We start from the raw sequence: 16043 nt of genomic DNA, 5'->3' as shown, positions 1-16043 counted from the left end.
TTACTCTTTCAACACTTTTATACTCTGCCAATTCCCGTTTTCATTTCCAATTCTTAATAGATAATACCCTTTTGATAAGTCTTGCACCGCGATTGTATTATCAATTGTTGTAAGTTTGCCTTGTTTTACTAGCTGCCCAGTGATGGTGTAAAGTTCGTAGTTTGCATTTTCATTGATAGCCACTGTTAAAACATTTCTTGCAGGATTAGGATAGACTTTGATGGTATTGGTTTCGAAAGTTTCATTGCTTAATGGGCTGCAAGGTTCTGTAGCAAATTTGGCAATGAAGAAATCAGTAGTTCCTCCTTCATTAGTAACAGAATTTCCATTGGTATCATAAATTAGAGCAGCAAAACCACCACCTACTAGGTAATCACCAGATGCATCAACGGTTATTACTGCACCATAATCTGTAGAACCTACAGTACTAGGTATATTATTTAAACTTAAACAAGATCCAGTTGTACTATCAAAGCGAGCTAATAAAACGTCTTGTCCTTCATTAGTTGCTGTAACATAAATAGATTGACTTCCCCATGTATAATTAGTACCTGCACACCAACCTGTGTAAGCAATTTCATTACCATTATAGACTAAAGCACCATTACCATTAGTTCCAACAGAATCATGGTGTGAAGCCCATAGTAAATTATCCGCTGTTGGATCAACTTTCATTACAAATGCTGGCGTATTTAAAATGGCTATTGAATAACCTATAAAACTATTCAAATTCATACCAACCATACTACCTGCTATATAAATATTGTTTTGTGAATCAAAATCAAGTCCAAAAAATTTCATATAATTTGCATTATTGTTATCGTTCTCTTTCTTCCATAACAAATTACCATTATTGTCATAACAAACTAAAGCAGCCGCATTTACAACCGGTTGACCATTAATAGCGAAAGTAGTGGAACTTGTTTTAGCAAAAGTCATATAATAAAACCCATTGTGTGGATTACGATAATATTTTACAACTACATCAAAAAGACCTTGAATGTTTCCCAACTGTGTAGCTTCAATAAAAGAGCCATCTAAATTATACTTTAACACATAGGGGGCGTGGGTTTCTGAAGTACTGTTGGTAAAAGCCCCATCAGCATAAGTACCAGGTGGAAGCCACACAAACCAATATAAAATATCATCTTGAATTTGGAAATTAAAGCTACCTGTATAGGTTATTGCATTGGAAGATGTTGTTGGAAGTTGTGGACGCTTAATATACTGAAAGACTCCGTTAGTATCAAATTTTGCCAAAAAAATCCTATCACAAGCTGTTGTTGAGTTGGGAAAAGTATAATCGTTTTCTATTCTTCCTGGATAAGGTTGTGATACGCTACCATCATTACAAGTCCCCATTTTTCCAGCTACATACACATTATCCTGTGAATCGACTTGAACAGCACTTATGTTTTCTTTACCCGATCCTCCAATAATTTTACTCCAACGGTAAGTGCCATCACAGGTAAAACTCGCTAAAACAATATCGGTAGGAAATGAACTAGGGTTGTCATAATTGGTTTTTGGATTGCCATCTACATTTAGGTTACTCATACCAACTTTTGATAAAATATAAACATTTTTTTGACTATCTGTAGCAATACTATATACCTGTTCATAATCGTTTGAACCTAAATTTTCAGCACTTCCTCCGTCTTTAATCCATTGAAAAGATTGAGCATAGCCTAAAAAGGGCATAAGATAAAAGGCATAAGGCAAAAGGTAATAGAGGATTGTTTTCTTCATGATTTTTTCCTTTTCATTCATTTTAGTAAAAATAGTAAAAAAACGGATACGCTAACCGTATCCGTTTTCTTTTAACTTATTGCACAATTAGTTTTGTATGTTTCACTACTTTTCCATTTTGTTTGATAAGTACAGGGTAATATCCCGCCGCATATCTTGAACAATCTAGTAGTACTTTGCCCTTATTTTCAATAAAAGATTTACTCCAAATAATTCTTCCCATAGGATCACTTATTTCAATAGTTACTGGTTCTCTAGCTTGTAACTCATACATCAGTGTTGTACTGTCTTTTGTTGGATTAGGAGCCAAAATTACAATATCCTCTGTTGATTCACTCATTCTTGGATTTGAATTGCAATAAGGAAAATCTAACTCAAATTTAGTACTACATGCTCCTTTTTCAGAATTTCCTTCTACCATAAAAGAAATAGTACCTCCGTTAAAACCATTCAATGGATAAAAATAACTTGTTACTGGATTATTCCCGACAGTTAAGTTGTGTGTGCTGCTTGTAAAATATCCTTCTCCATTAGGTGCGTTAATGGTAATGGTAACAGGAACGCCTATACTGTTTGTAATGTTCATAGTTACTTCATATACATAAACGCCGTTAATTTTAATACATTTTGGTTTGCCAATTTCAAAACCAATTTCACATTCAGCACAATTTATAGTTGTAAATGAAGCATTAGCATAAGTGGCATCACAATAGCCATTGTGTAGATATAGTTGATACTCATTAGGAGCTGATATAGTAGTTAGTGGACTTATACTACCCGTACCTGTTACTATACTATTTCCATTTTCTAGCCATTTCCAACCTTCAAATTCGCCTAAAGGTCCTATAATATAACCTGTTTCTTCACGTTCACAAAGACTAAAACATCCATCAGGGAAAATCCAAGCCAATGCCTCTAAGTCTGTAGGTAAATCTAGCTGAGCAGTAACGCTACAACCGTTAGCTTCAGCTCGCACTTGAAGTGGACCATCATGTGTTACATAAGCGGTAGTACCCGTGTCACCATTACTCCAATAATAACTCACTCCTCCTTGTGGGTTGGTTACGCTTACTGTTACTCTGTAAGGACTGCACTGCACTTGTGTAATTGCTATTTCAGGAGTATTGGGCGTTTCTAATACCGTAACTACATGTGTAGATGGTAAACCATAACACATAGTCCCATTTCCAGAAGGTACTTGCGCTGTAACTGTAAACACATAATTTCCTATGGTAGTTGGTAAATAGTTAATTTCAGTAAAATTATCCCATGTTGGCATTGGATTACCGTTTAATGTCCACGCGTACTGAATATTGCTATTAATTGGTACTGATAAATTAATTGGGTTGTTGATGCATATTGATGTAGCTCCTTTAATTACAGGCGATTCTGGTGCAGGTATAAAAGTTACTGAAATAGGCTTAATATTTCCATATTCAAAACATCCATCATAGTTTTGAGCATATACAAAATATTGACCACTTTGCGTAACTGTTAAGCTTAAATTAGACGATGCACTTGTGACAGCAAAAGGAATGGCTGTATAGTTATTATGGTACCAATATAAAGTTTGGACAGTGTTTGTATTTAAATCTGGACTATAATTAATTTCTATGCTACTTCCAATGCAAGTGTTTTCAGGAGTTAATATTAAATCCCCATTCATATTATTGGAAACTATATTAACAGTTTTTGTATATGTGGCACTGCATCCATATTTGTTAGTAACAGTTAATCTCACAAATTGAATGTCAATACTAGAAAATGTTTTTATAGGGTTTTGTTGTAAATTTGAAGAGCCGTCATTTATAAATTCCCAAAAATACTGTAAATCTGCTGTGGTGTCATCGGCATAAAACTGCATGGCATTGTTTTGACACGCATAAGCATCGTGTGTAAATGTTGCCACAGGGTAATCTGGCAATACTAATGTTTCAAAATAAGTACAACTTGGATATCCTGCACGTTGAATTCTAATACCAATGGTATAGGTCCCAGGCGCTAGGTTAGTAGTAAGTTGTGCTATGCCACCAACTACATTTCCTGTTTGCCACGTAACTCCATTGTCAGTGGTAAATTCAAAACTAGTAGGTGGTGTATCTGGATAATAGATAGAATAGTCTAGTAATTGCACATCATAACCACCACCTGTAGTAGCGCAAGTAATATTATGTTTAATTCCTGCTTTGTAAGGAATAATAAAACTAATATTCTTTTTTGCAAAACAACCATTTGGGTACTCCGCATAAAGGGTAAATGAATACTCACCGGGATTTAAACCACTAGCGGTAACTTGATTAGGCGTTATGTTAGTTATGTTGTTATTCATATTCACAGGATATGAAATAAATGTTTCATCGGGTGTCCCTGAATAGTTTGTTATTTCTACCGTAACACTATTGCAATCTAAATTTGTTGCTATTCCGTCAATTGTTTCAGTTTGGTTACAACCAGATGTACAATTGTTCATTACTCTAAAACTATTGGTATTAGCTGTACAGTTATAGACATTAGTAACTACTGCATAATACGTTCCAACCCCTAGACCAGAAAGGGAAACATCAATAGTAGGAGTAGTTACTCCAGTAGCACTTCCATCTTTGAACCACTGAACCGTATCGGTAGGGCTAAAGCCTCCTTGTAAATTTACCGTGTAAGTATAATCTGCTGGGATATTGCTTGGATCACATAGATTAAGATTAACAGTAGGTGATAAATTTACTACTGGTGATGGAGAAACCACCACTTGATGGGTTGCGGTTGCAGGCATCAAGCAACCATTAGCTCCATAAACTGTTGCCGTAACGGTGAATGTGGTACTAGTTTGGATAGGTTCATTATATGTATGAGTTACGCTGTTTGACGTAGTAGAGTTTACAGTTATACCGTCTCCAAAATCCCAGACTACATTTGTAAAACCATTTCCTATGCTTAAATTAAAGTCAAATGAAACAGGGTTTCCTGTACATGCTGAAGCAGGACCAGAAATTGTAACGGCTGGTGAATTTATAATATCTACTAATGTGGTTTCTGAAAATTCTGCTCCACATTTACGAACCGTTACTTTTACTTGTACACCTGTTTGAGGCGTTTGGTTCCATAAAATATACACTTGGTTGCTGTTTTGACCTGATTGAATACTTCCTGCACTGGCTGGAGTAATAGTCCATACATAGTTATCTACATCGATTGAGTTAATTGCATAAGTAGCGAAGGAGCTACCACAAACAATAGGATCTACAATAGTAAAATCTACTATTGGAATTTCTCTTTCAATGACTGTAGTTAGCACATCAGAAATACAGTTATCTATAGAATAAGATACTTTAATTTCAAAGGGAGTAGTAGCTAATGGATCAAAATTTACCATAACTTGACTTCCTGTATTATTTCCGATAATTGTACCGTTTGTTACTTCCCAATTAGCTGTAGCGCCATTAGGGACTATGCAAGAATATGTTACTGGTATTCCTGGACAAACTGTTAGTGGCCCATTAACTGCTGCAGGCATTTGAGGAACATCTAACACTTGAATTTGGAAAAAATTTCTTAAACAGTAATTCGGATCTGTTACAGCAACATTGTAAATTCCAACTGATGGAAATGTTATTGATAAAGGTGAACTTATACCATTTTGAGAGAAATTATTCGGACCTGTAATTTGCCAATTTACTGCTGAAACGTTATTCCCGTTAAAATTTAGGTTATACGAATGAGTTGTGTTTTTGCAAACTATTTTATCACCATCTACAGTTAAAGAAGGTGTTACTTTAATTTCATAGGTTGCTGTTCCACCACAACCTAAAAGGGTGTTAAAATAAGAGCAGCTTAATGTAATTGTGCCTGCTAAACCTGCTTGAACAACAATTTCATTTCTTTGATTTGTTTGAATTAAAGTGGCGCCAGTACCAGCATCATCAAGTGTCCACGTGAAGTCGGTGGTTGGCCATTGTGGTAGTGTGTATAATCCTTGTGTTTTTTCACATAACGTTTCAATACCTATTATTGTTCCTTTATTCAATACAACAGGTACTTTAATTGTTGAGGTACATCTGTAACATTCCTCAGCTCCTACTGTAACATACCCAAAACCACTTTCATTAACATTATTCCAAATAACAGCTATCTCGGTATTGTCATTGTTTTGTTCTACAATTTCTCCACCTTCAACAGTCCATTTTATTTCACAATTTTCACCATATTGAGAAGGTATTGAATACGTTGCTCTTTCGTTTTCACAAACAACCGTTGGACACTCTATTGGAGCTATTCCTCTTTCGACAATCACTCTCATTCTATATTTTCCAATGCAACTACATCCATTAAAAGCTATTAGAGTAACATCATATGTGCCAGAATTAGTGTAAACATGAGTTGGTTCAAAAGCATTAGAGGTAGTTCCGTCACCAAAATCCCAGTTATAATAGATGTCATCATGTCCGTTGTTTGTAGTGGTTAAATTATTAAAAATTACTACATTGTTCTCGCAAACAGTGACTTCAGTAAGTGTATTATTTGGCATTACACCAAATAGTACATTTGGTGCATTTAGTTTTTCTACACATCTATTTACTATTAAGATAGTTCCGTCTGTTAAATTAACGGTTGCTTGTATAGCGCTGAATGAAGCATTAGTATTCCATTGAATTGTACAAGATGTATTTGTGGCAGTAAAAGTACCCCCAGTAATATTCCACTCTGTATAATCAATTGAGCTGACGTCTCCGGTAAGTTCATAAACGATTGTACTATTCTCACAAACTCTGATACAAGGACCATCTACTATATCGGCATCAAATTTAATTCTTGGGTCATCATCATCAGCTAGTTGACAGCTAACGTCTGATCCCCATTGTAAAAATAACCCACATTGGTTTATAATTTCAACGACAATTGTTACAGGTAATGCACAGTTTCCTGCTGGTGTAAACGTATAATTCCCTGAAGTAGTGTTATCAATTACAGTTGGATTCCAAGTTCCTGCTATTCCATTGTTTGAAGTAGCTGGTAAAATTGGAGCTTGCGTTCCGCTACATATTGTTGTTAAAAAATCAAATGTTGGAGTTGCTCCTTGTGCTATTACAATTGTAACATTTGCTGTATCACAAAAAGTAGTAGTGCCCATTTGGCAAATTTGGTACTGTATAGTATAAGTACCAGGAGCGGTTCCAGAAGGTATTGTAATTATACCATTACTATTTATTGTAGCGCCTGTTATACCTCCGTTATTTAATAAGGTTACATTTGAGTTTGTTGAATTTATATTCACTCCACAAAAACTATCATTACTAAAGACGGTTGGGGTATCTCCTCCATCACAACTATTTATATTTAATGTTGAAAAGTCATCATCATTTGCTATAATTTGGGGACTATTAATTGTTATTGTAATGATTCCTTGATCACAGTGTGATGGTAAATTTTCGTTACAAATTTGATAGTTAATTGTGTATGTACCAGGAGCAATACCTGAGTTAATAGTTACCAGACCTGTGTTAGTGTTAACTTGAATATTTGGGTCTATTATGCCAGAAGTTGTGATAATAGTGTTTGCGGGAGTGGCTTGGTTACCATAAACGCTATCGTTATCTAAAATGTTAAAACTTCCTAACAGACAAGTTGAAGTTGTAAACCAATCGCTGAGTGCATTTATACAATTCGTAATAACTACATCAGGGCCTGTATCATTAGCTGAGTTATCTGATATTGGGTTTAATGGGAAATTACCTTGAATAGTACATACCCTGGTAAAATTTGCAACAGCTTGAAATTCGAAATTACCATTAGGATTATTTCCGAATGCTGAGGTTGGTACCTCAAAACAAAAAGTATCATTTGTTAATGAAGTAGGTGTAGTTACTGTTCCAACAATTACTCCATTTTGAGTAACATTTAATGTTATAGAGTCTAATATACTTTGTTGTGGAACTGTATATGTACCACAAATTGTTTGAGAAGTTGTAGGACAAAAAATCGTTTGAATAGGATTAAGATTGATACTTCCCGAAATTGGATTTGCACAATTGGTATTGCAAACGTCATCGATATATACTGTGCCAAAATGAGCACTCCATGCACAATCAGCTATAATGAATTCAACTGTGACTTGTTGGCCAACCAAATCGCTTGTATCAATTTGGTCACAAACCCAACCCGTATATAACAATGGATTATTTTGAGTTCCAGCATTAGTAAATAAGCAATCATTAATGTTTGAGACAACTGAACTTTGTCTTATTATATTATTATTACTATCATATAACCTAACTACAAAAAAAGGTTGGACATTAACAGGATGATTCCCTGGATTTCTTAGAATAAGTGAATAATTGTAGTTAAAGCTTGATTCATTTATAACAAAAGTTCTTGACATTGTTGTAACATGAAAACCACCATTGGACTGTGGTGCAGCTGATGCATTTAATTTTATTGCTCTATTTCCATTAAATACTCGCTGAACAGGAACTAGTGGATCTACACCAGGTGAGGTTAATGTTAGAAATGAATTATTGTCATTTAAAGTACCAGAAACACTTATTGGAGCAAAATTAGCACCTGTTGTTATAATATTTGTACTTATCCCAGTAGTAGGATTAATTGCTTGTCTAAATGTATAAACTGATGTAGGAGCACCATTTTCAAAACCACCATCTGAACAAGTTTGACGTTGGGTGTTGTTTAAAATAGGTTGTTCATAAACCATTTTCTTTTCTGGGAATTTTGAAAAGAAGTCAATTCTTAGTTTGTAAACTTTAAATTCATTAATAGAATTTTCAAATTTTTCCTCATCAAATTCACCGCCATGGTGTGAAATTTCATCCATCATGCCTGCTCTAATTGTCAGAGTTTCTTTTGGAGAGAGTTTATATGTTTTGATTTGTTTTTTTGTGTAAACTTCAATTTCCTTTTCAATTTGATCAATTGAAAGTGAAGATTTGTTTTGAGCTCCCACAAGACAGAATGAGAAGAACAAAATAAACAAGAGTGTTTTTTTCATACAAGAGAAATTAAATTTAGTAATAAATTTTGATTATTTTTTTAGTTATTAATTGGTTAAAAATCCAATTAATTTAAATCTTGACAAAATTTTTTACCTTGTTTAACCATGTGTATACTTAAAGTATACTACATGTTAAATCTAAATAAAGCCTCTCTTTTTTGCTTCCCTTAAAATGTTCTCATTGTCATTAATACCCAGAAGAAGTTTGATTTTTGCGACTCTCTTTTTTATTGTTATTTCTGAAACGGCTAATTCTATTGCTATCTCTTTAAGAAGGTACCCTTGTGACAAGAAATGAAGTATTTTTCTATTTTGTTCGTTTACAAAAGCTTTGTTTTGCCATATTTCTTCCACTCTTTCAATAACGTAGTCGCTTCGGAATTTTTTACCTGAAACTATGGTTTCAATAATGTTTAAAAAGTTAGTACCATCTATATCAGTTTTAGTAGCAATTGCGTCTGGTCTAATATTTTGCGTAATTTCAAACAATGTCAGGTTTTCCATGATAGCTGTAAGCATCATCGTCTTGCAATTTGGCATCACTTTTTGTAGGTACAAGATAATGTCTGCCCCATTGAAAAGATTTTGTTCTGGAAAAGTAGGTAATGAATAATCAATAATTGCAATATCAAAAACAATGTTTTCTGATAATGCTTGTTGAATTTTAAGGTAAGTATCTTCACAAGAGTTTGCTATTATAAAGTTGCTTTTATCTCCAAATTTTGATAGAGAAAAAAACATCTTATAAGCTTCAATCACAGGATGATGATCCTCAACAATTAAAATATTCAAACAGAAATAGTATTAAATTAAAACAAACAAACAATTGTTAAAGTTACTAAGTAATATAAAATTATTTAAAATTTATTAATTTTTGTTACAAAATGTTATAATTTTTATAAAGCTTACTCGATTTAGCTCTTTTTTAGTCAGTAATAGAAACTTTTAAATAAAAAATGTAGCGCAAAGAGGAGGAGGAAAAGATTTTCTTTTTTTAATTTTAACTAGTTCTATTAATCTTCCAAATACCCAAATTTACCCCTATTAAAGTCTTCTATTGCCTGAACAATTTCTTGGTATGTATTCATTACGAATGGACCTTGTGCTACAATTGGTTCGTTTAGTGGTTCCCCACTTATTATTAAAACCACTGATTTTTCGGTAGCTTCAATTAAAAAATCTATTCCTTTATTTTCAAAAAGAACAAAATGATTTGTAGGCGCACTTTCCTTTTTATTAATCGTTATACTACCTTCAATTACCAATAGACCAGTATTGTATGTATTTGGAAAATTGAATTCCGCCTTTCCATATTTTTCTAATTTCATATTCAGCATATTAACAGGAGAAAATGTACTTACGCTGCCTTTTAATCCTTGGTGTTCTCCTGCAATTATTTCAACTATTCCTGCCTTGTTGGGTAGTTTGAATTTGGTTATTTTTTTATTTTCAATCCCTTGATATTTGGGTTTAGACATTTTATATTTAGCAGGAAGATTAACCCAAAGTTGAACCATTTGAAAATCACCTCCTTGTTTACTAAAGTTTTCTTCATGGTATTCCTTGTGTAATATACCAGAACCGGCTGTCATCCATTGGACATCACCCTCACCTATAGTCCCACCACCGCCACTACTATCGAGATGGGTTACTTTTCCTTTGTATGCTATCGTTACCGTTTCAAAACCTCGATGTGGGTGCACACCAACACCTTTGGGTTCATCAGAAGGAGGGAAGTTGAATTTTGAGTTATAATCCAGCATTATAAAAGGATCCATCCTTTTCATATCTAAGCGATATGCACTGGGAATGAAATTATGCACTCTAAATCCATCGCCAACAAAATGAGGTTCTCTTGGTGGAATAATAATTTCAACATTTTTAATATCCATATTTTTAATATTTTAAGGTTAAAGAACTAAGAATAATTTTTTGAGGTTATCTAAAATTATTCTTAGTAAATTGTTTGTGAAATTTTATTTTGTGTTTTGATGGCTCAAATAACTATTGATGAGATTACGATAGTTAGGGATATAATTGGATAGTAAATTTCCTAATCCCTCAATATCATTTCTCCAATCTCTATGTAATTCACAAGCCATGCCAAACCAGTTTATTAATTGTACTCCAGCATCTTGCATTCTTAACCAAGCTCCGTCTCTAGTAACGTTATTAAAGGTTCCAGAGGCATCGGTTACTACAAAAACTTCGAAACCAGCTTCAATAGCAGAAAGTGCAGGAAAAGCGACGCAAACTTCGGTCACAACACCAGCAATTATTAATTGTTTTTTTCCTGTTTTTTTAATTGCATTAATGAAATCTTCATTATCCCATGCATTTATTTGACCAGGTCTTGCAATATATGGAGCAGTTGGAAATATTTCCTTTAACTCTGGAACAAGAGGACCATTAGGACCATCTTCAAAACTTGTAGTCAAGATAGTTGGTAAACCAAAATATTTACCACAAGCAGCTACTGCAAGTACGTTGTTTTTAAACTCGTTTGGAGAAAAGTCTTGAACAAGAGAAATTAAACCAGTTTGATGATCGACAAGTAGTAGCACTGCATCTTCTTTTCTTAAGCGATTGTACTTAAATGAATTTTCCATAATTAATTTATTTTATGATTAATGATGGTGTAAATTTATTGGAATACAAAAAGTGAAGCATTGATGTATGTTAGGAAATCAAAATCATTTAGATTTTGTTTGTGCTAGCCCCTTTCGAACTCGACTTAGACTTTCGGGCGTAATACCCAAATAAGAAGCTATCATCCATTGTGGAATTCTAGGTGTAAGGTTTGGATATAGTTTAATAAAATCAAGGTATCTTGATTCTGCGGTTGCACCAATCAGTGAGTTAATTCTTTTTTGTAACAGGCGGATGTGGTTTTGTAAAATATATTCGTTATAATTTCTGAATTCGGGACTTATTTCTGAAGCTTGTTCAATAAATTTTTGATCAAAAATAATTAGTGTAGTTGCTTCTAGTGCATCAATGAAGAATTCGGATGGATTACCAAAGTAAAGACTACCTCTTTCACTTATGAACCAATTTTCAGTTGCAAATTGAAGAATGTGCTCTTTGCCTGTATCTTCACCAACTGAGTATAATCTTAAAAGTCCCTCCTCAACAAAAAACATATTTTTACAAATTTGTCCTGGAGATAAAAGAATTTCATTCTTTTTTAAATGTTTTCTTGAAACTAAGCTCATTATGAATGGTAAATGTTCAGGCTTAACAAGAATTTTGTCCTTTAAATATTTATAATATTGGCTTTCCATTTCTTTTTTTAATATAATGTTTTTTAGTTAGACTACTAAAAAACAACAATATCAAATATAAACAACTTTTTCCTCCCAAAAAAACAATTCTGCTTGAAATGGTTTTCTTCTTGTGTAATTCTCAAACTTATTAAATTCTATTTCTCAATCAAGCTCCCGGTATAATTAGAAATTATTTTTTTACTGACTATTTATTTTGACATCTTTATTTTCAAAAACATCAATTCCTATACCTATACTTAACCAAGGTTTGCCATGATAGTTCCAACTGTATTCTTTTTGATTCGATATAAAATCATAACCTAGATAGATACCTGACTGAATTTTTTTATATTGAAACATTGCTCCAAATAAAATTGTGCCTAAACTTGCATTTATTTCCTTTTCAGGTTCTATAGAAGAGTTGGTGCTTGTTAATTTTGTGGTTCCAATATTTATACCTGTTTGCACATAAAATGCATAAGGACTAAATGGATTGGTAAATAGGCGAAGACCAACTGTTGCACCAATGTTAAAATTTGTTTCAAATGTACTTTGTTCTTGAAATCTGAATTTTACAGGTAATGATACAACCCCCAGTGTAACCCTATCAAAAGGGGTCACTTTATCGTAGTTATCTGTAAAATCTTTTTTGTCTAATATGAAAATATTGTCATTGTATGTATTTGCTAATGATCGCTCACTTGCTTTTACTTTAGCATATAAACTGGCTTCTTCGTATGGAATAGCATTTTTTAGTTTCCCATTTTCCTTCTCTATAATTATATCCTTACCATCAAGATTGACTTTTTTATATCCATTTTCTGTGAAAGGTAATGCTTCAACATAAATAGATTCTCCTTCAATATTTTGAATTCTAAATACAATGTTGGCATGTAAAGTATCTTTGTTTGTTTGACTAGAAGTTAAAATAGAAGATTTAAATTTAATCAAATCACCAATTTTGATGTCTTGTGCTGATAAAGGGAAAATAAACAGCAATACAAAAAGCGTCGAAAGTTTTTTATTACTTGATTCCATTTTAGTTTAATTTATTAAGTTATTATTTTTATTAATTAAATAGGATAACTAACACATTAATTTTTTGGGACTAAGTTTTTATGCTTTATTTTAAGTTTTATTAAGCATAATTATTTATAAAATTCCGACTAATTTAATTATTTACAAAGCTTAACTAAGGATTTAACTTTGGTTATACTTTTAGTATAAGTATTGTTAATTTACGGTATTCAGTTTGTTTAATCGCTTACTCTTCTATTTTTTGCCTTGCTTTTTAGCTTGCTTAATAGATAAGAAAATATTTGATAATGCAATCAGTAAAAAGAAAACAGGAATATATGGTGGTTTAATTTTAAGTGGTAACACTGCAAATTCCAGTGATATTGACCACCCAATTCCAATTTAAAGTGACCACCTGATTCCAATTCAAAATGACCACCTAATTTCGGAGCAAAATGACCACCTCCATTTTTCATTAAAAACTACATTTTTTCTTGTGTTAATTTGTGATTCAAATATACTAAAATTACTCTTTGTTAATTCCTCTTTTCTTTCTCATGGATTCGCCTAGTAATTCAATGCGATGGGATTGATGTATGAGTCGGTCTAAAATGGCATCAGCTATGGTTTTTTCTCCGATTATATCGTACCAACCTTGTACTGGTATTTGAGAAGTTACGATTATAGAACCATTATTGTGTCTATCTTCAATGATTTCCAAAAGTGTAATTCGGTTTTGACTATCTAACGCTTGAAGTCCAAAATCGTCTAATATAATGACGTCTTGTCGTTCTATTTTGGCTAATTCTCTCAGATAAGAACCATCGGCTTTAGCCATTTTTAACTTAGCGAATAACTTAGATGTGTTATAATAACTGACTTTATATCCTTGGATGCAAGCTTGATAACCTAATGCGGTTCCTAAAAAACTTTTACCTACTCCTGTACTTCCTGTGATTAATACATTCTGATTTTTCTCAACAAAATCGCATGCAGCTAATCTCAACACCACGTTTCTATCCAGATTGCGTGAAGCATCAAAATTGATATTTTCAATATTAGATTTGTAATGGAATCGAGCGTTTTTAATACTTCTTTCAATGCGACGATTGTGTCTTTCATCCCATTCAGCATCAATGAGCATTGCGATAAATTGGTCTAGCGTGTAATGATCTGTTTTTCCACTTTCAATAGCGGTTTTAAAAGCGTTATGCATGCCATAAAGCTTCATTTGTTTCATTTTGGTTGTGGTGATTTCATTCATAAGTATTTGATTTTAATTTATTTGTAATAGTTTTTTCCTCTGATGTTGTTGTGATTTGGTAATTCAAATTCTTCTTCTTGCTCATTCTCAGCGTTGTCTAAGTTGTTTTCTAAAATGTTTTGGATGGCTTTAAAACTGTAAATCCTAAAATCGAGTGCACGTTTACAAGCGTTGATTAATCGTTGTTTTCCTACTTTCTTCTCAAAGTTTAGTATTCCTAAACAACTTTTATATGCTTGCTCTGGATGATTTCTACTTTCGATAATTTGGATAATATAATCCGCTACAGCTTGGTCAATACTGTTTGCCCAATCAATAAAACGACTAGCACTCCAATCAGCAACAAACTGATGCGTGCTAGCTAAATGTTCAGCAATAGTTGTGTAATGGTAAGGTTTGTAATTTCTGGGATGAATAGCGATTCGGTTGTATTTGTAGAAGATTTCAACCGAAGTTTTGGTATACAAAAGTTTTACTTTTTTTCTCACGTATTGGTACGGAACACTGTAATAACTCTTGTCTTGACTTAATAATGCATGACCGTTCTGCATTACTGTAGCGAAGGATTGGTACTTGATTTCAAAACGTTCTTGAGGTAATGGACGTAGTTTTTGCTTCTCATCTTCTATAAATAATTCATAGCGAGAATACGGTCTTCCTGTGAGCTTTTTGTGATTATGAACATCTAATAAATCCCATATTTGTTGATTTAATTCTTCCAAACTATAGAACTGTTTTTGTTTTAGATGTACATAAATTCTTCGATACAAGATTTTTACAGCTCCTTCTACCAATGATTTATCTCTTGGTTTGTAAGCTCTTGCAGGTAATATGGTAGTTTCGTAATGCTCTGCTAAATCGGCTAAGGTTTCATTAATTGTAGGTTCAAAACGACTACTCTTAATTACGGCTGACTTTAGATTATCGGGAACAATTGCCGCAGGAACACCTTCAAAAAAACGCATAGCATTCTCTACCGAAGTCACAAAATCTTCTTTTTGTTGACTCATTGAAGCTTCTGCATACGTGTGTTGACTTGCGCCTAGTATGGCAACAAAAAACTGAACTTCTTTAATCTCTCCTGTATCTTTATCAACAATAGAAAGTGTTTTTCCAGCATAATCCACATACATTTTATCACCTGCTTTGTGATTCATGTGCATTACTGGATTAACGCGTTTACCCCATATTTTAAAGTGATGTCTAAATTGAGAACTCTTAAAACCATCAGGGTGTATAGCAATATATCGCTCCCACATGTGCTGGACGGTAACACCAACTTTCTTGAGTTCGCGTTCCATTTGTGGAAAAAAATCATGAAGCTTTTGTAGTCTAGGATCTATGCTTTCAACAGTATTCTGTGAAAATAAAACTTCAAGTTCGGCATCTGTTTTGGCATCAATAGCTTCAAAACTTAAGCCTAGAAGTTCAAATAAAGAAATATATTTCTTTACCGTATTTCTTGAAAGTGATAAGTAAATGCTAATAAACAATTTACTCTTACCACTACAGTGAAATTTAATTACTTTTCTAATCTTACTCATGTCTGTTACTTTGTTTGCCATAATCCGTATTTTTTGTACGAATGTATGGGCTAACAACATGAAAAAAAGTAACTGTTTTTAATGTCTAATTTATCCTAAATTTTAGGTGGTCAATTTGGACTGGAATTAGGTGGTCAGTTTGCACCGAAATCGGTGGTCAATTTAGACTGGAAAGTGGTGGTCAATTTGACCGTTTTTTCCAA

General features: G+C 33.2%; 9 protein-coding genes. All 9 read right to left on the bottom strand.

Going from position 1 to position 16043, the window contains the following annotated elements; genetic code table 11:
• Complete coding sequence (locus DPN68_RS12675; RefSeq protein ID WP_157958510.1) at positions 1-1749, bottom strand: T9SS type A sorting domain-containing protein; 1749 nt, start codon at positions 1747-1749, stop codon at positions 1-3.
• A 76-nt stretch (positions 1750-1825) separates the two neighbouring features.
• Positions 1826-8746: a PKD domain-containing protein gene (locus DPN68_RS13365; RefSeq protein ID WP_113990010.1), complete on the bottom strand. Its 6921-nt coding sequence runs from the start codon at positions 8744-8746 to the stop codon at positions 1826-1828.
• A gap of 141 nt (positions 8747-8887) precedes the next feature.
• A complete protein-coding gene (locus DPN68_RS12665; RefSeq protein WP_113990009.1) occupies positions 8888-9541 on the bottom strand; it encodes a helix-turn-helix domain-containing protein in 654 nt (217 codons plus the stop codon).
• A 221-nt stretch (positions 9542-9762) separates the two neighbouring features.
• Complete coding sequence (locus DPN68_RS12660; RefSeq protein ID WP_113990008.1) at positions 9763-10641, bottom strand: pirin family protein; 879 nt, start codon at positions 10639-10641, stop codon at positions 9763-9765.
• Positions 10642-10725: 84 nt separating this feature from the next.
• Positions 10726-11358, bottom strand: a complete 633-nt coding sequence (gene ycaC / locus DPN68_RS12655; protein WP_113990007.1) for an isochorismate family cysteine hydrolase YcaC — start codon at positions 11356-11358, stop codon at positions 10726-10728.
• 84 nt (positions 11359-11442) lie between these two features.
• On the bottom strand, positions 11443-12033 hold the full coding sequence (locus DPN68_RS12650) for a Crp/Fnr family transcriptional regulator (protein WP_113990006.1): 591 nt from the start codon (positions 12031-12033) through the stop codon (positions 11443-11445).
• 180 nt (positions 12034-12213) lie between these two features.
• Positions 12214-13053, bottom strand: coding sequence for a hypothetical protein (locus DPN68_RS12645; protein WP_113990005.1), 840 nt, complete (start codon positions 13051-13053; stop codon positions 12214-12216).
• Positions 13054-13558: 505 nt separating this feature from the next.
• Positions 13559-14296 carry an IS21-like element helper ATPase IstB gene (gene istB / locus DPN68_RS12640; protein ID WP_113988361.1) on the bottom strand — a complete coding sequence of 246 codons (738 nt, stop codon included), beginning with the start codon at positions 14294-14296 and terminating at the stop codon, positions 13559-13561.
• 17 nt (positions 14297-14313) lie between these two features.
• Positions 14314-15861, bottom strand: a complete 1548-nt coding sequence (gene istA / locus DPN68_RS12635) for an IS21 family transposase (protein ID WP_113988360.1) — start codon at positions 15859-15861, stop codon at positions 14314-14316.
• Between the last annotated feature and the right edge of the window lie 182 nt (positions 15862-16043).

The sequence above is a fragment of the Flavobacterium tibetense genome (genome assembly GCF_003293845.1).
GTDB lineage: Bacteria > Bacteroidota > Bacteroidia > Flavobacteriales > Flavobacteriaceae > Flavobacterium > Flavobacterium tibetense.
This window is presented reverse-complemented; position numbering and strand designations above follow the sequence as displayed.